At 33.4% G+C, this 20579-nt stretch carries 28 protein-coding genes and 1 tRNA gene; 12 read left to right on the top strand and 17 right to left on the bottom strand.

Annotated elements, in window-relative coordinates; all coding sequences use genetic code 11:
• The first annotated feature begins 61 nt into the window (after nt 1-61).
• The 5 genes from C6990_RS09210 to C6990_RS09190 are packed head-to-tail and all read left to right on the top strand — an operon-like array spanning nt 62 to nt 4895.
• A complete protein-coding gene (locus tag C6990_RS09210) occupies nt 62-631 on the top strand; it encodes a DUF6659 family protein (RefSeq protein WP_255465375.1) in 570 nt (189 codons plus the stop codon).
• A 56-nt stretch (nt 632-687) separates the two neighbouring features.
• A complete protein-coding gene (locus C6990_RS09205; RefSeq protein ID WP_182130573.1) occupies nt 688-2274 on the top strand; it encodes an elongator complex protein 3 in 1587 nt (528 codons plus the stop codon).
• A 5-nt stretch (nt 2275-2279) separates the two neighbouring features.
• A complete protein-coding gene (gene lysS, locus C6990_RS09200) occupies nt 2280-3866 on the top strand; it encodes a lysine--tRNA ligase (RefSeq protein WP_182130571.1) in 1587 nt (528 codons plus the stop codon).
• Nucleotides 3867-3868: 2 nt separating this feature from the next.
• Entirely contained in the window at nt 3869-4069 is a 201-nt protein-coding gene (locus C6990_RS09195) for a hypothetical protein (RefSeq protein ID WP_182130569.1), read from the top strand.
• 37 nt (nt 4070-4106) lie between these two features.
• On the top strand, nt 4107-4895 hold the full coding sequence (locus C6990_RS09190) for a DNA repair protein (RefSeq protein WP_182130567.1): 789 nt from the start codon (nt 4107-4109) through the stop codon (nt 4893-4895).
• Here the strand turns inward: C6990_RS09190 and C6990_RS09185 are convergent.
• Nucleotides 4890-5330 (bottom strand): pyridoxamine 5'-phosphate oxidase family protein, encoded by a 441-nt coding sequence (locus tag C6990_RS09185; protein WP_182130565.1) that lies wholly within the window; start codon nt 5328-5330, stop codon nt 4890-4892. The genes C6990_RS09190 and C6990_RS09185 overlap by 6 nt on opposite strands.
• Before the next feature lie 227 nt (nt 5331-5557).
• Here C6990_RS09185 and C6990_RS09180 point away from each other — a divergent pair, with 227 nt between their 5' ends.
• Genes C6990_RS09180 through C6990_RS09170 form a run of 3 tightly spaced genes read left to right on the top strand, consistent with a single transcriptional unit; the run spans nt 5558 to nt 6244 of the window.
• A complete protein-coding gene (locus tag C6990_RS09180; protein WP_182130563.1) occupies nt 5558-5707 on the top strand; it encodes a hypothetical protein in 150 nt (49 codons plus the stop codon).
• Nucleotides 5708-5736: 29 nt separating this feature from the next.
• Nucleotides 5737-6036 carry a hypothetical protein gene (locus C6990_RS09175; protein ID WP_182130561.1) on the top strand — a complete coding sequence of 100 codons (300 nt, stop codon included), beginning with the start codon at nt 5737-5739 and terminating at the stop codon, nt 6034-6036.
• Between the two features lie 34 nt (nt 6037-6070).
• Complete coding sequence (locus C6990_RS09170; RefSeq protein WP_182130559.1) at nt 6071-6244, top strand: hypothetical protein; 174 nt, start codon at nt 6071-6073, stop codon at nt 6242-6244.
• Between the two features lie 141 nt (nt 6245-6385).
• Here C6990_RS09170 and C6990_RS09165 read toward each other — a convergent pair whose 3' ends face one another.
• From C6990_RS09165 to C6990_RS09155, 3 genes are all read right to left on the bottom strand, one after another.
• Nucleotides 6386-6718: a hypothetical protein gene (locus tag C6990_RS09165; RefSeq protein WP_182130557.1), complete on the bottom strand. Its 333-nt coding sequence runs from the start codon at nt 6716-6718 to the stop codon at nt 6386-6388.
• Between the two features lie 42 nt (nt 6719-6760).
• Nucleotides 6761-7276 (bottom strand): ferritin, encoded by a 516-nt coding sequence (locus C6990_RS09160; RefSeq protein ID WP_182130554.1) that lies wholly within the window; start codon nt 7274-7276, stop codon nt 6761-6763.
• Between the two features lie 82 nt (nt 7277-7358).
• Entirely contained in the window at nt 7359-8624 is a 1266-nt protein-coding gene (locus C6990_RS09155) for an NRAMP family divalent metal transporter (RefSeq protein ID WP_182130552.1), read from the bottom strand.
• 104 nt (nt 8625-8728) lie between these two features.
• On the opposite strand from C6990_RS09155, the gene C6990_RS09150 reads away from it, so the two are divergent.
• Entirely contained in the window at nt 8729-9037 is a 309-nt protein-coding gene (locus tag C6990_RS09150; protein WP_182130550.1) for a hypothetical protein, read from the top strand.
• Here C6990_RS09150 and C6990_RS09145 read toward each other — a convergent pair whose 3' ends face one another.
• Nucleotides 9038-9592, bottom strand: a complete 555-nt coding sequence (locus C6990_RS09145) for a DNA-3-methyladenine glycosylase I (RefSeq protein ID WP_182130548.1) — start codon at nt 9590-9592, stop codon at nt 9038-9040.
• Between the two features lie 50 nt (nt 9593-9642).
• Between C6990_RS09145 and C6990_RS09140 the strand changes: the two genes are divergently transcribed.
• Entirely contained in the window at nt 9643-10068 is a 426-nt protein-coding gene (locus C6990_RS09140; protein WP_182130546.1) for a hypothetical protein, read from the top strand.
• On the opposite strand, the gene C6990_RS09135 is transcribed toward C6990_RS09140, so the two are convergent.
• The 6 genes from C6990_RS09135 to C6990_RS09110 form a co-directional block, all read right to left on the bottom strand.
• On the bottom strand, nt 10069-10461 hold the full coding sequence (locus C6990_RS09135) for a CBS domain-containing protein (RefSeq protein WP_182130544.1): 393 nt from the start codon (nt 10459-10461) through the stop codon (nt 10069-10071).
• A 64-nt stretch (nt 10462-10525) separates the two neighbouring features.
• On the bottom strand, nt 10526-11605 hold the full coding sequence (locus C6990_RS09130) for a dienelactone hydrolase family protein (protein WP_255465369.1): 1080 nt from the start codon (nt 11603-11605) through the stop codon (nt 10526-10528).
• 59 nt (nt 11606-11664) lie between these two features.
• Entirely contained in the window at nt 11665-12192 is a 528-nt protein-coding gene (locus tag C6990_RS09125) for a hypothetical protein (protein ID WP_182130542.1), read from the bottom strand.
• Nucleotides 12193-12231: 39 nt separating this feature from the next.
• Nucleotides 12232-12651 carry a hypothetical protein gene (locus C6990_RS09120; RefSeq protein ID WP_255465368.1) on the bottom strand — a complete coding sequence of 140 codons (420 nt, stop codon included), beginning with the start codon at nt 12649-12651 and terminating at the stop codon, nt 12232-12234.
• 67 nt (nt 12652-12718) lie between these two features.
• Nucleotides 12719-13564, bottom strand: coding sequence for a CBS domain-containing protein (locus tag C6990_RS09115; protein ID WP_182130540.1), 846 nt, complete (start codon nt 13562-13564; stop codon nt 12719-12721).
• 71 nt (nt 13565-13635) lie between these two features.
• Entirely contained in the window at nt 13636-14526 is an 891-nt protein-coding gene (locus C6990_RS09110; protein WP_182130538.1) for a CBS domain-containing protein, read from the bottom strand.
• Nucleotides 14527-14708: 182 nt separating this feature from the next.
• Between C6990_RS09110 and C6990_RS09105 the strand changes: the two genes are divergently transcribed.
• On the top strand, nt 14709-16067 hold the full coding sequence (locus tag C6990_RS09105; RefSeq protein ID WP_182130536.1) for a pyridoxal phosphate-dependent aminotransferase: 1359 nt from the start codon (nt 14709-14711) through the stop codon (nt 16065-16067).
• Nucleotides 16068-16346: 279 nt separating this feature from the next.
• On the opposite strand, the gene C6990_RS09100 is transcribed toward C6990_RS09105, so the two are convergent.
• The 6 genes from C6990_RS09100 to C6990_RS09075 all read right to left on the bottom strand — a co-directional run bounded on the left by C6990_RS09100 (nt 16347) and on the right by C6990_RS09075 (nt 19990).
• Nucleotides 16347-17588, bottom strand: coding sequence for a sensor histidine kinase (locus C6990_RS09100; RefSeq protein ID WP_182130534.1), 1242 nt, complete (start codon nt 17586-17588; stop codon nt 16347-16349).
• 64 nt (nt 17589-17652) lie between these two features.
• A complete protein-coding gene (locus C6990_RS09095; protein ID WP_182130531.1) occupies nt 17653-17793 on the bottom strand; it encodes a hypothetical protein in 141 nt (46 codons plus the stop codon).
• 83 nt (nt 17794-17876) lie between these two features.
• A tRNA-Arg gene (locus C6990_RS09090) sits at nt 17877-17951 on the bottom strand.
• Between the two features lie 38 nt (nt 17952-17989).
• Nucleotides 17990-18811 carry a hypothetical protein gene (locus tag C6990_RS09085; RefSeq protein WP_182130704.1) on the bottom strand — a complete coding sequence of 274 codons (822 nt, stop codon included), beginning with the start codon at nt 18809-18811 and terminating at the stop codon, nt 17990-17992.
• Complete coding sequence (locus tag C6990_RS09080) at nt 18804-19238, bottom strand: hypothetical protein (protein ID WP_182130529.1); 435 nt, start codon at nt 19236-19238, stop codon at nt 18804-18806. The genes C6990_RS09085 and C6990_RS09080 overlap by 8 nt, the downstream gene beginning before the upstream one ends.
• A 38-nt stretch (nt 19239-19276) precedes the next feature.
• The gene (locus C6990_RS09075; RefSeq protein ID WP_182130702.1) at nt 19277-19990 is read right to left on the bottom strand and encodes an MIP/aquaporin family protein; all 714 of its coding nucleotides are present in this window, start codon (nt 19988-19990) and stop codon (nt 19277-19279) included.
• Between the two features lie 103 nt (nt 19991-20093).
• Here C6990_RS09075 and bcp point away from each other — a divergent pair, with 103 nt between their 5' ends.
• The gene (gene bcp / locus C6990_RS09070) at nt 20094-20552 is read left to right on the top strand and encodes a thioredoxin-dependent thiol peroxidase (RefSeq protein ID WP_182130527.1); all 459 of its coding nucleotides are present in this window, start codon (nt 20094-20096) and stop codon (nt 20550-20552) included.
• Nucleotides 20553-20579: the final 27 nt, after the last annotated feature.

Raw genomic sequence — 20579 nt, 5'->3', positions numbered from 1 at the left:
AGTACCTTAGATTATATAGAAAATTCCTTTTGATAAAGTATGTATTCAAAGAGAAATTTTGGTGGAAGAGTTGGCGGTTAATTACAAAGATTTAACAAAACAAGTTCTAAATCTGCAACCACAAGTAAAGTTTGCAGCAGTTGCTAATGTCAAAGGTGAAATTGTTGCTGGAGGGCATAAAGAAAATGTCGAGCAACTACTAGTTGGGGATGACAGTAAGATGTCAATTCATTATTCATTACAAAAAAGAGACATCTATACTAATTTGGCATACAAAATTGGCAAAGAAAGATCAGCAATTACAGAATTTGAAAAAGCTGCAATCATTAGCATTCCAATAAATTCCAATGAATTGTTTTTGGTTCGTACAGATAAAGGAGCAGATTATAGGAAAATTATAGACTTTGTTTATTCAAAACTAGATCCTCAAAAATATATTCATGAAGAGATGAGCATGATAAAAAATGAGATAGAGAAATTAAAAAATCTCAAAGAGATCAAGACTGCAGCAAAGAAAAAGGCGGTAAAGAGAAAGCCAGCTAGAAAGACTGCAGCAAAGAAAAAGGCGGTAAAGAGAAAGCCAGCTAGAAAGAATGTCAAACCAAAAAGAAAAACAAATAGACAAAAATAGTCAGCGTATAGGCCAAGTTATTTAACGAATTTATGTCCAAATTAAGATGAAGAAACATGAGTAATCTAGACCCCGTATTATCAAAGGCATGTAGTGAAATTACTCAGAATCTTCTAACAATTAATGAACCAAGTAAAAAACAGGTGAAAGAAGAAATCATAAAAATTTGCACCAAATATGCTCTAGAAAGAATTCCGAGAAATTATGAAATTCTATCAATGGCAAAAGAATCAGATTTTAACAAATTAAGAAAAGTACTGCTAAGAAAACCAGCAAAGACTGCATCAGGGGTATCAGTTGTTGCATTGATGCCTAAACCATACGCATGTCCACATGGAAGATGTACATATTGTCCAGGCGGAATAGAATACAATTCTCCAAATAGCTATACTGGAAAAGAGCCATCATCACTTAATGCAATTGAAAACGAGTTTGATCCTAAATTACAAATCACTTCAAAAATTAAAAAACTAATTTCGTTTGGACATGATCCATCCAAAATGGAAGTTGTGATTGTAGGTGGAACTTTTCTTTTCATGCCAAAAGACTATCAAGAAAATTTCATCAAGTCATGCTATGATGCACTAAATGGAACAGATTCAAAAACTTTGGAAGAGGCCAAATCAAATAATGAGCATGCTGCAATCAGAAACGTAGGATTTACAATTGAAACAAAACCAGATTATTGTAAAAAAGAACACGTAGATTTAATGCTAAACTACGGAATTACAAGAATAGAGATTGGCGTGCAATCACTACAAGAACGAGTTTATCAAATAGTGAACAGAGGGCATAATTACAAAGATGTTGTAGAATCATTTCAAATTTCTAAAGATGCAGGATACAAAATTGTGGCACACATGATGCCAGGATTACCAACAATGACTCCAGAAGGAGACATTGTAGATTTTAAAAAACTATTTTCAGATTCACAACTACGTCCAGATATGCTGAAAATTTATCCATCATTAGTTATTGAAAACACCCCACTCTATGAAGAATACAAACAAGGAAAATACATTCCATATTCAGATGAAGACATGATCAAAGTTTTAACAGAAGTAAAAAAGGACATTCCAAAATGGGTCAGAATTATGAGAATACAAAGAGAGATATCACCCAAAGAAATTATTGCAGGTCCAAAATCAGGTAACCTAAGACAGATTGTTCATCAGAATTTAGCCAAGCAGGGTCTAGTATGCAAATGTATTAGATGCAGAGAAGCAGGACTATCAAACAAAAAATCAGATCCAAAAGATGTGAAACTAAAGAGGATTGATTATGATTCATCCGGAGGAAAAGAAATATTCCTATCTTATGAGGACAAAAATGAGTCAATTTACGGATTTTTGAGACTAAGAAAACCAAGCAGTGAAGCTCACAGAGACGAAGTGGGTAAAGATAGTTGCATTGTAAGAGAAATCCACGTGTATGGAAAATCCTTAAAGCTTGGAGAAAAAGAAGAAAACGAAATACAGCATACAGGTCTTGGAAAAAATCTAATGCAAGAAGCTGAAAAGATATCCAAAGAAGAGTTCGATGCAAAGAAGATTCTAGTGATTAGTGCCGTTGGTACAAGAGAATATTATCAAAAATTAGGGTATTCGTTATATGGGCCATACATGTCCAAGACATTGAATTAGTGGAAATGTCTGAACAGAAAATTATTGGAAAAGGAACTTGGATAGATAAACTAGCTTCAGAATTAATTGAACGTGAAAAATCACTTGGAAGGAACTTAGACATTATAAGAGTAGAAAGTGGTCTTGGAGCATCAGGTGTTCCACATATTGGAAGTTTAGGTGATGCAGTAAGAGCTTACGGCGTCAAACTTGCACTGGAGAATTTTGGTTACAAATCAGATTTAATTGCATATTCAGATGACCTTGACGGATTACGAAAAATTCCCGAGGGATTCCCTGATTCTCTTGAAGAGCACTTAGCAAAGCCAGTTTCATTGATTCCTGATCCTTATGGATGTCACGATTCGTATGGAATGCATATGAGCAGTATTCTTTTAGATGGACTAGACAAAGTTGGAATAAAATATGAATTTAGAAGAGCAGTGGATACTTACAAGAAGGGATTACTTCAAGAACAAATCCACACAATATTACAAAACAGTACAAAGATTGGAGATAAGATTTCAGATCTTGTAGGACAAGAGAAATATCAAAAATATTTACCATATTTTCCAGTTTGTGCAAATTGTAGTCGCCTATACACAGCAGAAGCTACAGAATACATTGCAGACGAGAAGAAAGTCAAATATCATTGCCATGATGCAGAAATCGGCTCAAAAATGATCAAAGGGTGCGGTCACCAAGGGGAGGCAGACATTACAAAGGACTTGGGAAAACTAGCATGGAAGGTAGAATTTGCTGCAAGATGGGCAGCATTTGACATTAGATTTGAAGCATATGGAAAAGACATCATGGATTCAGTAAAAGTAAATGACTGGGTTGCAGATGAAATTTTAGGATTCCCACATCCACATCATGTAAAATATGAAATGTTCTTAGACAAAGGAGGAAAGAAAATTTCAAAATCACTTGGAAATGTAATTACAGCACAAAAATGGTTAGAGTTTGGCAGTCCCAAGTCAATTCTATTATTATTATACAAAAGAATCACAGGTGCTAGAGAATTGGGATTTGAAGATATTCCATCATTAATGACTGAATACAATGAATTAGAAGACATTTACTTTGGACGAATCAAGGTAGACAACCAGGCAAAACTTACAAAATCAAAAGGGCTCTATGAGTATGTAAATCTCCTAGATCCCCCAAAACAATCTGCGACACATGTAAACTATAGACTATTAATTGAACTTGCAAAAATATTCAAAGAAAACAGAGCTGAAAGAGTAATGAAGAAATTACTTGATTATGGAGTTATAAAAAACCCAGAACCTGAAATAGAGAAACTCATAGAACTTGCAGGGAATTATTCAAATGAATTTGATGAGCAAGAAAAAATTCAAGTTGATTTAGACGATACGACAAGAAAAGCACTAAAAATTTTAGTAGATGAACTTGGAGGAGAAGCAGAACCTGAGGATATTCAAAATACAATATACCAAATTGCAAAATCAAATGATATCCAACCAAAGGATTTCTTCAAAATACTCTACCAAATAATTCTCGGGACATCAAGAGGACCAAAGATAGGACCATTCATTTCAGACATCGGAAGAAAGCAAGTAGCAAAAACACTTTCAGAGTATGTTTAGTCATGGTTCATGCTGATCATAATAAATCAAAAAACAGTGGAGGATTTGCCTTGATAATTTTAGGGGCACTGATGCTATTTCTAGCACCAAATATCTACCCAGATATGCCAGAATTAGGCATAATGTCCCTTTTTGGAGGCTTGATTATTGGAGGAATTGGATTTTATCTAAAGTTTATCAGGACTCGAGTAAAGAAGGAGTAAAGAAACGTTCATCTCTTGGAAATAATAGTTGAGTATCATGGGACTTTTTGGTAAGAAGAAAGACGAGGAAGCAGAGACAATATCTCAAAGCAGTGAAGAGTATGTCCTAAAAGAAGAATTAGAATCAGAAGTAGAAAAATTACAGCAAGAGTACAGGTCAAAACAGACAGAATTAGATACCATTACAGAAAAAATTCAATCAGTAAAAAAAGAGTATGATTCTACAGTTGGAAATTTAATGCTAGTCAAAAAAGAACTCAATCAAAAAAAGATGGAGCATGACATTATTCAGAGAGAATGCAAGGAGATGGCAGAGAGGGTAAAAAATGCAGAGAAGATTAAAGATTCAAAATCAATTGAAGAATTCAAGCAAACAGAAGAGAACTTGGAAAAACTAAAGCAAGAACTATCTGAATTTACAAAAAAACAAGACGAGATAAAAGAAGAAGTCGAGCAAGGAAAAATAGAATTACACAACATAAGAAAGCAACAAATCGACGCTCAAAAGGAATTAGATGAGGCAAATTCAAGACTGTATAACGCAAAAGAAGAACTAAATAAAAAAGAGCAATTCCAAGACACCGATGTTTTAACCCCTAAAGAAAAAGAGTTTATCGCAGGAGAAAAATCAAGTGATAAAAGCTCTGCAGGAATAATTGAAGCTGCAAGTGCGGTAGTGGGTTCATTAAAATCAAAACTTAGCATGACAGAAAAAGAATTAGAAACAGTTCAACTACTCTTAGAAAAAGAAAGAGAAGACCATCAAGAAACAAAAAAAGAATTAGATGAAATCAAAGCATTGTCTAAAAAACTAGAAGAATCATAGATTCGCAAAATGTTTTTTCCATTTTGATTTTATTTCTCCCTCAGAGATTCCCAAATCGTACAAGGGGGACGTAACTTTAGAAACATCTGAGACAGTCACGAGAACAATCGAATTAATTGGGCTCTTGACACCCTTATCCCTATAATGATTGAGGATTTTCTCAAACAGTATCTTATCGCGAATTATTTGAGCCTCACCCTTAAACAAATAACCTTTTCGTACTAGTGGATCAATCACATTAATCTCCACATGAGGGTTTGTTTGTAAATTATTCATTGTGTCAGGGGAGCGAATGTCAGCAAAAGCCAATGTTTTGTCAGTCCATCCAACAATAGTTCCCTTTGGTGAAAGATTAGGAGCACCATCAGAGTTTACAGTTGCAACATAACCAAGCTTTTGAAGATCTAAAAAATCCTTAATTTCGTGGGTAATCACAAAGACCGTTACTCTGGATATCTATAATGTTTTTAGTTTTGAATATTATCGCATAAATTCAGCCATCTCTATTGAAAAGAAGAAAAACGCGATACCTCCTCCAATAATTCCAATCCAAGCTGCAATTTGTTTAATTTTGGACATATCTTAGTTATGTCTAAACTCATTATTGAATCTAATTGAATTGTTTTAGACAATTTAATTAGACTGATTACAAAATACCAATATTGGCAAGCATCAAAGATATTGGAAAGTTTTTTGTGTTTATAGTTGGAGGACTAGTAGCGATAATTGTTGGATCCTTTATGATTAGAGGCACCATGCATATGTGGGATAACCCAGATAATGAAAAAACAAAAGATGAGAAAAAGGACTAAAAAGCAAGTAATGCCAATCAAATTTAGAATTGTTTCAAGATTCATCAATTAGAAAATCACTTGACGAATACATCAAAAGAAGGATTTTAGAAATCCCAACTGAAATAAATCAAACATTTCCAAACATTAAACAGATTTGGAAATGCAATGATGAATTAGATTTTCTTTATGGGTATTATGTAGGAAAAATTGAAGAAGGGGCATTGCATTATTTGCTCAAAGCTACACGTGCATCAGCTGGAGGGTTTGTAGATACATTTGAAATTAGAGGGATTATTGAAACACGCAAAATGGAATTGCATGACGCAATAAAGGCAGCAACCAATTAGTGAAGTAGAAATAGGACTTTAATCATCAAAGAGTATGGTAGGACCGCAAGATGGAGGATTTGGATTTGACCAATCAAAAAAATACACCAAAGTGGACAATATTGACGAGGTATGTGTGCAATGCCAAGCAGGACAGCATAAAAAATGTCTCAAAAAATCAAAAGAGCAAGACGTTTGTGAATGTGAGCATTGTATGATATACGGATAGAAAAACAAGTAATCTATTAAGAAATAACTCAAACATGAATTGCAATAATAAAAAAATTGGATGCTACCATGACAATTCTATACATGCAGATGGAAATGGAAAGTGTCTAGTAAGAGGGTGCAAGTGTGAGAAATTTGAATCCTAAATATCTGCCAACTTGTTTTCAAGTTCTTTAATCTCATTTTGATAATGCTCAGAAACTTTTTGAGCAAACTCTTTGTGTGCAGATATTATTGCATTCAGGGCAGATTGATAATTTGGATGCCCTTTTTTGAGCACATCACAGGATTCCAGAGATGTGATATGACCTGTGACTGTTGCAATAGCATCTTTTTGGTTAAATTGTACAATACCGCCAAATGCCTCAATTAGCATATAGGCTGAATCTGCTTTGCACTTGTATGTGACTCTTCCAGTTTCAGTGTTGAATAGTTGTGTTATTCCACCAGGTTTTCTAGTCACAGTAACTGTCATAAAATAATTTGAAATGACGAGATATTAATTATTTTAGAAACGTTATGCTGCAGGATCAGATTCTACTGTTGCTTCTGATGCAAGATATTTGTCAATTTCATTAATTCCTAATTTGTCTCTTCCAAGAAGATCAAACTTTTGTAGAATTGTTTCAAATTTTGTTTCTTCCTGAACTTGTTCATTTACAAACCATTCTAGAAATGCATATGTAGAATGATCTTTTTCTTTTTGTGCAATCTCCACCATTTTGTGAATTGCTACAGTTACTGTTTGCTCGCTTTTCAGTGCAGTTTTGATTAGTCCTTCTAGTGATTTGTATGAACAAACAGGTGCTTTGATTGCAGGAATTGTTGCAGTTGCCCCAAGTTCATTAAGAAAATGAACAAATTTGAGCATGTGTGTTCGCTCCTCGTCTGATTGTGCATAAAAGTAATTTGCAGCTCCTTGATAACCAGTTACTTCACACCATGATGCCATAGCAAGATAGTTATTTGATGCTGAAGCCTCAAGGGTTATCTGATCATTTAGTGCTTTTTTCATTTTAGGTGAAAGTTTCATTATTTTCAATTTTAGGTATATTGATTGTATTAAAAAAACTTGCTAAAGAAGAACAAATGGTTAGAACCTGTAGAAAAACTACTCATTGTAAAAATTTTATAAATAAAAAGAAGAGTGCAAATCCTGAAAGAAAAATTATTCCTGTAAAACTCAAAATTTTTAAGGAGATAGACGGATGATGCTCTTTTGCTAAATATTTGCCAGTAACTAATCTAAAGTTAAAAATTGCAATTATTGGGGCTATCACAAAAGACAAAACAGTTGCAAAGTCAACTAATTCCTTAAGGTTACTTCCAAATTGAAAGATGACCACTAGTGAGCCGGCAGAAATCAAAATTAAGAAAATAACGTAAAAGGTGCGAAATTTTGTGTGTATTTTATCTTCTTTTTTTGTAAAAATCAACTCAATTGTTCTCTGCAATGAACGAGAATACCCATCAAATACTGTAATTATCGTTCCAAACATCACAGTAAATGCCGAAGATGCAATTATGATGTAACTCCAATCACCAATTGTTTTAGTGTAAAGGGTTACAACATTATGTGCAAAATCAGAATTATTATTCGGTAACTCCTGACCAGATCCATAGAAAATAAAAGTACCAAGTACAACAAACATCACTGCAAGAATGCCAGTAATCAAATATGCTAATCGAAATTCAAGTAAAGTTTCTTTTAATTTTGGCTTGTAATCTGTTTGTTTCATTCTCTCCAATGTCCATAAACTATTCCAGCTTGAAAGATCAAGAGCAGTTGGCATCCAACCCATCAGGGCAAGCAAGAAAAAGATTCCAGAAATAGTCCAAAGTTCATTTGGTTCAAATCCAAAAGTTGGTTCTATAGGGCCATTATACAACGCGAACATAAATGCAGATACTGTAGAAACTAGCAAGACAATTGCAATTATCTTAATCAAGCTATCAAGTGCATTATATTTTCCAACTGCCAATATTCCAACACATACTGCAAATAAAATTACGACAGTCCATTCGCCTAAAAAATCAACCCCGAAAAGGTTCTCAAGGAATCCAGCAGTTACAAACCCCACTGCACCTGTCACAAAAAACATTGAGGAAATTGTTAGTAGAAAGTACAACCATAGAGCAGGCTTGCCAAGTTGTTTGTAACCGTCAATGATGCTTGTTTGTGTAGAATTTGCGTAACGAGAGCCATACTCAAAGAAGGGGTATTTCATCACACTTACTAAAATTACAAATCCCAAAATCATCAATCCAAAATCAGCGCCGGCCCTAGTGGATTGAACTAGATGGGATACACCTATCGCAGTGCATGCAAATAAAATTCCAGGACCTGCAGTTTTAGAGAATTTTGAAAATTTTTCATTCATTACAATTATGAAGTTCAAAAATCATGCTTATAATTTAGATTTGTAAATAAAATGGATCAAAAATAAAATTCAAATTTAAATAGAAGTAAAAAACAATTTTTTTCATGTTATTTGGAGTATTTGCAATACACAGTCCTGAATCATGTCCGATAAACAATGAAGATAGTAAAAAAATATTCATAAAATTAGGAGAAAAATTAGAAACAGAGAGCAAAAAATATGACAATGTCAAAGTCGTTGAATTCTACATGTCTGTTTTAGAACATGAATGGACAATCATCATAGATGCTGTAAATGCACATGATATTGAGAAACTTTGCATAGATGTTGGAATTTCGTCATTAAGTACAGTCAAAATAGTACCTATGAACTTGTATAGTGACACTCTGAAAAAATTCCAAGAAAATAGTTAATCACTTTTTGTACAAGTAACAAGTAGAAGTATGATCATTTACCATCCCAACTGCCTGCATCAGTGCATAGCATATTGTTGGCCCCACAAAATTAAATCCATGTTTTTTAAGATCTTTGCTTAGTTTTTCTGAAATTTCAGTGGATGCAGGAATATCAGAATGTTTTTTGAATTTATTTTTGATCGGTTTGCCATTTACATAACCCCAGAGATATTTATCAAATGAGCCATATTCTTCCTGAATCCTCAGAAACTGCTTTGCATTATTAATGGCAGAATTAATCTTGAGTTTATTTCGTATAATGGATTCATCTTTGAGTAGTTTTGCTATCTGTTTTTGATTGTATTTTGAAACTTTTAGTGGATCAAAATCTGAAAATGCCTTTCTGTAACCATCTCTTCTCTTGAGAATAGTAGTCCAAGATAGCCCAGCTTGGGCACCTTCCAATATTAGAAACTCAAATAATTTACGATCATCATGTTGGGGTTTTCCCCATTCAAGATCATGGTAAGTAGTATTAGGCTCGTCTTTTGCCCATTGGCATCTTTTTTTCAATATTCAAGCCAAGAGTTAACACAAAATATTAGTTATCACATAAAATTTTCATGAAACTAAACCAGCAATTACTTCAAATTAATAGAAGTTTTTTGATTTGCTTTATTACATCAGCCTCTCTATCAGCAGTTGTTGCTCAGCTATTATCAGATTATGATAATTATCTAAACACAACAATCACAATAATCATCGGATATGTTGTGTACTTTGGAATTTTTTCTGGTCTGTTTTATTGGGATAACATTGAACGATACAGAGGAATGAAATCAAACTTAATTAAAAAAGAACTATTTGCATTAATCTCATCATTTGGATTAGGAGAGGTTGTATATTTAGGAATCAGATGGCCCACATTATTTTATTTTCTTGAAATTGGAATAGAGCCATATCTTGCATCACTTGTTTCAGAAATTATAGCAACAGCATGCTACATGGCATCAGTGACAGTTTTTCTTAGAAAGACTAGAACGTTTTAGTTATTTTGCTAGCTGAGTTACCAAGTCTGTTGATGTGATAATGCCAACAATCTTGCCATTTTCAGTAACTGCAAGTTTTCGAATTTTTTTGTCAGTCATTCTTTCTGCAGCTGCTGAGATTGGTTCATTGTGATTTATTGTAATCAATGGAGAGGACATTATTTTTTCAGCTGGAGTATCTAGTGAGAGGCTGTTTGCTGCAATTTTTGTTGCAAAGTCTCTATCAGTTACAATGCCTACAGGATTATCATTTTCTTTTACAAAAATTGCACCTATCCCACCTTGCTGCATCATTTTTGCAATTTGTTTTGCAGTAGTTGTAGGATTTACCGTAATCATTGCTCTAGTCATTATATTCTGAATTTGGATAGAATTGAAATCTTGTTGACTCATGAATAGAGTCATAAATTATAATATTTAAGAAATTCATAAAATCATGAGCCTGTCTATGCCAGATTTATTTTAGATTTGTTCCTAAAAAGGCAATAGTTTTTTCCCATGCATCCTGTGATTCATCTGGGGCAAATCTTTCACCAGAGGGATTTGCAAAGGCGTGGTCAACTCCAGAATAGATGTTTATCTCGTTTTGAATTTCCAATTCATTTAGCGAGGATTCAAACGAATTTACTGAATCAACAGTTATTCCTTTATCCAATTCTGCAAATATTCCAAGTACAGGCCATTTAATGGAGGACAGTTTTTCAGGATCAGTTACAAGACTACCATAGTAAATTACTGTGGCATCCATGTCATTGTTGTTTAGTGCCAGATTAAGTGACTGTCCACCTCCAAAGCACCAACCAATTGAACCAATTTTTTCAGAGGAATAATTTGTGGTGATGAAGTCAGTTGCAGAATTCATATTTTGAACTCCTCTCTCTGAATCAAAGGAAGTTACTAACTCTCTTGCTTGCTCAGAAGTTGTTGCAGCATTACCTTCATAGAGATCTACTGCCAAAACAACATAACCATGAGATGCAAGTTTGTCTGCCATCTCTTTGATGTTATCATTTAATCCCCACCATTCATGAATCATAATTACACCAGGATAATGTCCATCAGCTACAGGCTTTGCCAGATAACCCACAACATCATCAAAATATGAAACATTTTCAGACTCCGTGATGAATTCTCCAATGGTAAAAATTTCAGAATTATTATTCCCATTGGTGTAATCAGGCAAGACATGGATAGCCCAACCACGCACAATTAATTTTTCAACGCTTGAAAAATTTACACATGCAGGCAATCCACTTGATTGTTTTAGGACAAGCTCTTTTCCTTCAGTGCACGTAACATAAGATGGATCAGTTCCTTGAGATATTTGTTTTAGTGGTGGTGGAAAATAAGCAATTGATGGTGAAGTAAATGTTTCATTAGGATTTTCAACTTCAGAGCACAGTTTATCCCCACAGACCTTATCGGACATTACTTGCCATGCAGGTTTTCCAGCTGCTTTCTCTGCAAATACAACTGAGGAATAAAATCCAATTGCAAAAAGAAGAAACACGAAAGAGAATAAAAATAATTTTTGCATTATTTTCTAAATAATAAAACTGAATTTAAAGGATTTTTGTATTTTGAAATAAATCAAGACTAAATTTTAGAAAGTATTTTTTTCTTTTTTTCTTGAAATTCTTTCTTTGTGATAATTCCTGCCTTTTGTAAATCACCTAATTTTGATAATAGTTCCAACCCATCATTAGGAGATGATTTTAGGTTCTTTCCGGCATTAATTCCAGTTTTAATTCCTGACTTTGTGCCTTTTTTTAGCTTTGAACCCAAGATGCTTCCCTTGAAGGCAATCTTTTCGCTAATCTCATATCCCTTTTTCTTTGCCTGATTAAGGATTTCTTCAGATTTTTCTATAGTTGCATCATTGACAAACTGGTGTTTTTTTGCCATCTTGCCAAATTTTTGGGTTTTTTTCTTTGCATGGTGGGCTTGTGTTTTTAGATCTTTTATTATCTCATCTTTAGTCTTACGTTTGAATCTTCTAGTATATTCTTCAATAATCAAAACAGGAAATGGACTGTACTCTACATCAAGATAATATTTGATAATCACATCATCAGACAACGTCTTTAGATATTCTTTAATGGATTTTTCAGATTTTATTTCCATGTTAATTACTCAAAGTATTCTCATAAAAAGATTCAAGACCTATTTTTCAATTGCATGCTGGTCTAAAATCTCAATGCAGTCATTTAGAACCACATTGTCTGAAATAGCTTCAGTCACCTGTAAATTGAATTCCTGACTCAGTTGCTGATCATATTCTATTAGATCATTTCGATATGTATGGCATGCAGAGCGTAATAATCTCCAATAATAATACCCCTTGTTCATTTCAGTCTTTATTTGCTCTTGTTCCAGTTTTAGTATTCTAGAAAGATGCCCATAATCTTCACGATAGCTATCAAATTTACCCTTTACAATTTGGGGTAATTCATCATACCAATCTCTTCCTTCGTTAGTCCTCTGAACATTGTGAATTTTTTGTAGCTGGTATGATACAGAGTCCCCCAACACATCTAAAACATCACTTGTTTCAAGTAGTCTCATCAGTTCTGGATTTATCATAAGTTATCCTCATCACATACAAAATTAAGCGTTTGGAAAACAGGTTTTGTTTTTGAAATGAATTTCATCATAACAAAAATGCCAAAGCCTTGACAATGTCTGTTTTACTTATAATCCCTATGATATTTCCATGTCCCGATAGAACTGCTGCACCATTGATATTTTTCTCCAAAAGAAATTTTGCAGTCTTTATCAAATCATCATCATAGTTTACAGAAACAATATTTTTGCTCATTATTTCATTAATTTTTGTGCTGCCACCAAACCCGGATTCTGATATGAATCCTTTTCTTGGAAAAATTACAGAAATCAGAAGATCAGTATTGTCTAATACATCTTCTTTGTCTCCTAAAGACAATGCCAAATTAAACAAATCCCTGAACGTTACAATTCCAACAGGAGACTCTTCATGATCACGTAGAATTATTCTGGAAATTTTTTCATCAATCATTTTTAGAACTACTTTGTATAGAGGGGTATCAGAGTATTGCCACGCATAATACGGAGACATGTACTCACCAACAATTTTTTGTGAATCTATTTTAGTGAAATATCGAACTAGATCTGTTTTTGTAATAATTCCAACAACGTCATTACTTCGAGTAACAACCAAAGAGCCAATTTCATTTGTCATCATTAATTGAGCACATTTGTCAATGCCAGTATTTTCGTCGACACTGATTATTTTTTTAATGATCTCGGATAACGGAATATCTTCAAGTGTTCTTTCAGTTTCGTCAGTTAAGAGGAAAATTCCCAAGTCTTTTTCAGATACAATTCCAGTAATTTTTCCATTCTCTGTAACTAATAATCTACTTTTCTTTTCGTCAATTATTTTTTTTAAAACATCTGCCAAGCTAGATTCATATTTTATAGTTCTAGGAGTATTCATGAAATCTTTTGCGTGCTTCAATAATTAGAAAAAATATCAGAGTTATTAATAGCTCAAGCCAAATTCCCACCCATGAAAATCAAACCAAAATATTAGAGTTTTCCTTTTGACGCAATTACATTTACAATATCAGACTTTGTAACTATGCCAACTATTTTTTTACCACGAACCACAGGTAATCCACTAATTTCATGCCGGATCATTATGATTGCAGCTGTATACACCACATCATTGGGAGATACAAAAAAAGGATTTGGAGTCATAATGTCTTTTGCAGAAAATGTAAGTAAGTAACTTAGCTTATTTGCATTAAATTCATTGAGTTGAGGATTCCAAAAGATCTCAGATCTTTCTTGCGGAACTGTAAACTCTTTATGCAAATCAAATGTCTTTGCAGGAACAAAATCTCGAAAAGTGATCATCCCGAGAGGAATTTTATTTTTGGCAACAACTACTCTGCGGATTTGATTGTTTAGCAGAACACTTTCAACTTCAAAAATAGAATCATTAGGTGACACTGTGATTACTTTTTTTGTCATAATTTTTGAAATCGGTAATGTTGCAGTGCTTTGAATGAGGAATGTCGATACAAGATCTGTTTTTGTTACCACACCCACCAATTTCCCTTTAGAATTTTTAATTACAATAGAACTAATTCCGTTCTTTTGCATTAATTTAGCACAATCATAAATTGATGCTTCAGGTTGCAATGTAACTAAATTTTTTGACATTATGTCACGAATGAGGATTTTTGCAATAGGTTTACCACTGAAAATAGAAATGCTTTTTGCAATATCTTTCTCAGTTACAATTCCAACTGGTTTTTTATTAAATTCAACAACCAATCTTCCAATTCGATGGCGAATCAAAATATCTCGTGCGTCAAGAATGCTGGTATTTGGAGGGATCGATATAGGTTGTTTAATGATGGATGTTAGCGGTACAGGGATATTTACAAAGACTTTGGGTTGTCTCTTTGCCATAAAATATTGAGATTCATTTTCTTATATCAAGTAGCAATAAAATATCAAGAATGAGAATATCTATTCTATTTAATTATGAATTGATTATCTGAATGCAAATGCATGATTAGGTGTAAATTCAAGACTAGTGTTCATTTCAATCACACATGTGCTTTTGTTAAAATATAGAATATTTCAAGTAGTTGAAATTTGTAATTGACCAGCAAGTACAAGACATAGAGATGCCTGAGAATCTCAAATTAAATACATTTTTGCAGGAATTTCATTCTGATTGCCCCAGTCCCCAATGTAGTTTTGGATTCTATGGTTTTGCATTTGGGCAATCACCATTTCATGTACCCAATCCAATTCAAAAAGCATTAATCAAAAACGTAGGCAGGGGGGCATATGCACCGATTCAAGGAATTAATGAGCTATGCAATGCCATTTCAGAATACAGTAAATATTATTTTCATGTAGATGTAGATCCTAAACGAATCTATGTTGGTCCCGGAACAAAAGAAATACTATTCAATCTTTTAGAGATATTACACGGTACAGTAATTTTGCCAACACCAGCATGGTTAGGGTATCTTCCACAAATCAGATTCCTGAAAAAAAATTATCACATGTTGCCAACAGGTGCAAATAAAAAGATCAAACCTCATGACTTAAAGAAGTTATCATTAAGACTTCAAGACAGGCAAAAAATTCTCATACTGAATAATCCAAATAACCCAACAGGTCTTTTGTATGATAAATTAGAATTAGAAGAAATTGCCGAAGTATGCAGAGAGCAGAACATCATAGTAATTTCTGATGAAATTTATGCTCAAACTACATATGATTTTTCAAAATTTGTCACGATGGGAAAAATTTACCCAGAAGGGACATTTGTGACAAACGGTTTATCAAAATCCCATTCGGCAGGAGGATATAGAATAGGATATGTAATTTTCCCAGAAAATGCAAAAGACGTAAGAAATCAATTCAAAAAAATTCAAGCTACAGAATATACTTCAGTATCCACACCAATTCAGCATGCTGCAGTAGAAGGATTTCAATTCAGTAAAGAGATGGACGAGTATCTCAACATTACAAGAAAGATTCATGAAATAATGGGGGAATACACATATCACGGTTTAAAGAGCATCCCAGGAATAAAATCTACAAAACCACAAGCTACATTTTATCTTCTTGCAGATTTTAATCACTTAAAAGAGGAGTTTGAAAGATCAAACATTCAAACTTCACAGAAATTCTCTGAATCATTAATTCAGCATCCATACCACACAGCAATTGTTGGTGGCGACACACTTGTTTTAGAGAGAACAGACTTTAGTGCACGAATGGCGTTTATAGATTATAACGGTAAGCAGGCATTTGAAAATTATTTAGGTGATCCTCCAAAAACAAAGTCAGATAGGATAGAGTTTGTACGTGATAATGCACCAAGAATAGTCTCTGGATTAGACATGATAGAATTGTACTGTGAGCATCTAACAAGGAATGCAAAGTCCAGAATCGAATGCAAGTATGAAGAATTTAGTGTTCCAAACTAGTATTTTATAAAAAAATTTTAATTAAAATTTAGAAAATCGACTTTTCTGAGAAAGGTATTTACCACATTCAATTAAGAACATAATTTCCAAGAATTTTCAGGTGTAATTTTACCATCTTTACTATCTACTTGCTTTTCCCATACTTTATGCTCAGGACTTGATTCAATAAAATATACTTTTTTCATGTTCATTGAGAGAACAAATTGTGCTAAAGCATGATGTGTGTCTGAAATAAGCTGACTCTTGACAGAATGTTAAATTACAAAAAAGTATGAAAACTCATACTTTTGGGAGTTCAACTGTAAATGTAGTAGGATTATTCTTAACTGAAATTTTTCCATTATGTTGCTCAACAATATTTTTGCATATTCCTAATCCCAAACCAGTTCCGGTTGGTTTTGATGTGAATAAAGGCTCAAAAATGTGGGGCAAAACATCTTTAGGAATTCCAGGACCAGAATCAATAACTGAAATCTTGGTCCATGTACTTGTATCATCAATTTTAACAGTAATTTTTCCATTATTGCTCATTGCATACATTGCATTAACTAGTAAATTCACAAAAACAGATTGCAATTTGAGGGCATCACATTTTATCTTGACATCATTTTTTGGCAGTTCAATAGTTACAGCATTTGGGAAATTGAAACTAGAAATGGATTGTTCAAGAATATTCAACAATGACGTTTCAGAGATTTTCAACTCCTTTGTTCTTGTAAATTCTAATACGTCATCTATGATGTGGAATACTTCTTTAATAGAACCTTTCATTCTTTTATACATTGTTTGTGTAAATTCAGTTTTTTCAGTTGATTTTAGTTCTAGCATATCAATACTAGATTGGATTACACTGAGAGGATTTTTCAAGTCATGAGCTAGTCTTGAAGCCATTTGTCCAATGGTATAGAGTTTTTCTAATTTTTGGATTTTTTTATTTTCTTTTTTCAATGTCTGAAATATAACATAAATTGTTACAACATACACTATTGCATTAATTATTGGTAAAACTATTCCCAAAGTCTCTTTTTGTTTAATTGCTTTATTTGCATCAATTGTGAGTTTTTCTGTTAGGGTATCAGTCACATCAAATAACTCAAATTCTATTTTTTCAATTTTAAGTAAATCTTCACTGGATAGTGATCCGCTTAATCCTTGAAGATTGTGTATGATTAACTGTAATTCAAAAAATCTCTCTTCTATTATTTGTAAATCAGAAAGGTATTTTTCTGAAAGTGGTTTAATTGAATGACCCAAAAAAACACCACCATTTTTTAAAAGAAATGTATTCTGAGAATAGTCATCAAAAACTTGATAAAGTTTTGCTTTGGATGAAATGCCATCATCAAATTTATCAATTTCATGGAGAACCAAAGCTGCATACATTCTATTTTTTCCTGCAAGGTTTACATGATTTACAGAATTTGCTTCTTGAACTTCAACGATGTATAATGCTCCAAAACTAGCAGAAATGAGGAGTATTTGAGTAGATATTAGTAAAATGATAATGTGTTGTGATTTCACAAAAAAATTTTCATTTATACCACATTTGACTTTTTGTTATATCTATTATTGGTACATTATTTTCTCAGTACCCTTCTTCATCTAGATCAGGATCAGAATCTACTTTCTCAAAAGTCATATCCCTTCTTTGACAGGATTCACATTTTTCCATCAGTCCAAATTCATTCCTGTACTGACCTTTTCCATCACATCGGAAACAAACCAATCTGTTCTAACTTGTCAGAATATGCATTAAGGTTTTCTCTTAAGATTCACTTTCAAAAAAAATCAAATCAATTACAATGTTAACGGACCCGACCGGATTCGAACCGGCGACCTATTGCTCCGCAAGCAATCGCACTATCCAAGCTATGCAACGAGTCCAAAAATTTTTGGAGATTTACGCTTAATGTGGATTGCGATTATTGAGATTCTGCAAAAATGTATGGAGTTTCATCTGTTTCATGAAAAGTCCAAGCAGTCGGCAAAGAAATTGTTTGAATTGTGTTTAGATTATTGTTTTCAATTAATGTACCCCATCCAGCTTCATTTTTTGGATCTGGGGCGTATTTTTTAGAATATGTTCCAGCAAAAACCCATCCTGCATTATTCTTCAAATTAGAAATTGAATTGATTTTTTCTAATACTCCTGATGACAAAGCAGTACCACCCATCTGTGCCAGACCGCCAATGAAGAATATTGGTTTTTTAAGATCAAGTGAAGCATAATCAAACGATATAGCATCATCACAAAAAGGATGAAAATCAAGAATTGCAGAGAGAGGTTTTTGTAATTCAACTAGCATTTCATCAATTTCAATACTGTAGGATTCTAAATTCAAAACTTTGGCGCAAAATGCAATTCTCCCATCGCCTGATCCAATATCAATTATTTCAGAGTGCCCAAGATCTTTTGCAAGTAAAGCACCAACATAACCTGACATAATCCATGTAGGAGAAAATGGAGCTCTACTTGAAGAATACTGAATGCTGTTTAACCAATATTTGTTAATGTCGCCTTCATAAACAATGCAATTTGTTTTACCGATTTTTTTCTCAAAGAAATCATAATAGATTGGATTCCTTGTTGCAAACTCATGCAATAGTTCTAAATCATTTTCTTTTATTGGGAAAAGATCTGATTTTGATTTTGGAATTACTTCTTGAATCTGACTATTGCCGTCATAGGTTTTTACAAATTCTTTTTTTAATTCAATTAAATTCTCGGCAATCTCTTTAATCATTTGAGAGTCCTTTGTCATATTGTTCAACAAATTCTTTAGTGCTCATTTTTTGGCGTAGTTCTTCAAATAATTTAGCGTCAGACTCGATTTGCTCTTTTGATTTTTCTCCAGGATTTTCTGACTGTAAAATTTTTGTTGTTTCCTGGATGGAAGAATTAAGATGCCTAGAGATCTTTGGGTGAACCTCAGAATTGAATTTCTCAGAAATGTATTTTTCAATATTTGTAATTTGCTCCAAAAAGGAATTGTTCTCCATAGCCTGTGTTTTTAGCATGGAAATCATAGAGGAGACATTCATGACTTGGTAATAGGTCTCAACAATTTCATGCAGAGTCAAGTCAGGTTTTGTTTCAGCAGTGTCTATCAAATTTTGAAGTTTTTTTGATTCAGTCTCAAACATTTTAGAAATATCGTCAGATGATGACATGTAAGAAAAATAATTTCAAATTTTTAAAAATGTTGGTATTATGCTTCTTTCTCTGCCTTGTTGACATAGATGTAATTCATAATCAGGCCAGCAATGATTCCACCGATAATTGGACCTACCCAGTATAACCATTGAACTTCCCATAGTCCAGCATCACCTGAAAACAATGTTGGGGACAAGGATCTTGCAGGATTCATTGATGCTCCAGTTAAAGGAACACCTACCAAATGAAGTAAGAAAATCATCCCACCAATAACTGCACCATAAACACTCTTTGGTGCTTTCTTGTGAACTGCAGTCATAAAGATTACAGTAACCAAGAAGAAAGTCAAAATTATCTCAACTATCAATCCAGACATCATGCTACCTCCAAGTATCTCACTTGGACCGCCATGTGCACCCCAGAAAACAGGTTTTCCGATTTCAGGAAATAGTGTAACAAGTGTACCAGTTGCAACAATTGCACCAATTATTTGAAATACAATATATCCAATTCCATCTGCAATTCCAATTTTCTTTGTAATCATCATTGGAATAGTTACTGCAGGATTAATGTGAGCACCAGAAATATGTCCAAATGCATAGACCATAAATGCAATAGCAGCTCCGTGGCCTAAGGATATCATAATAATACCTTCTATGGTCAATCCTTCTCCAAAAACTGCTGCAGCTAAAATTACAGACAAAGGTCCAAAGAACACTAAGGCAAATGTAGCAATTGCTTCTGCAAGCCAACTTCTGGGACTAACCATCAAGCAAAAGCCATTTGAGTTACCATATAAAACATTCGGAGATGATCCTTGATCTCATCTCCTCAAAAAGTAATTAATTATGGGTAAATTCATTTGAGAATGTATGATTTCTGAAGGAGACCCTGTACCAAAATTTGAGGTTAATGATGCAAATGGGAACAAAGTAAAATCTTCAGATTTCAAAGGGAAAAAACACGCCATTTACTTTTACCCAAAAGATTTCACTCCAGGATGCACTACTGAAGCCGATGAATTTTCAAAAGATTATAAAAAATTCCAAAAGGCAGGAATTGAAATTATTGGAATTAGTCCAGATGACGTAGACTCGCATAAAAAATTCTGTGATAAAATGGGGATAAAATACCCACTATTAGCTGATGTGGATAAAAAAGTCTCAAAGATGTTTGGAGTTTGGGGCAAAAAGAAATTCATGGGAAGAGAGTACATGGGCGTTGCAAGAAGCACTTTTCTTGTAGATGAAAAAGGAAAGATTTTCAAAATTTATCCCAAAGTAAAACCAGATGGGCATTCAAAACAAGTTTTAGACGATTTTCTAAATTAAAAATAAAGTAAAAGAAAAAGTTGTAGA

The sequence above is a fragment of the Nitrosopumilus sp. b3 genome, from assembly GCF_014078525.1.
GTDB lineage: Archaea > Thermoproteota > Nitrososphaeria > Nitrososphaerales > Nitrosopumilaceae > Nitrosopumilus.
The sequence above is the reverse complement of the archived record's forward strand: the minus strand, read 5'-3'. Positions and strand labels throughout refer to the sequence as shown.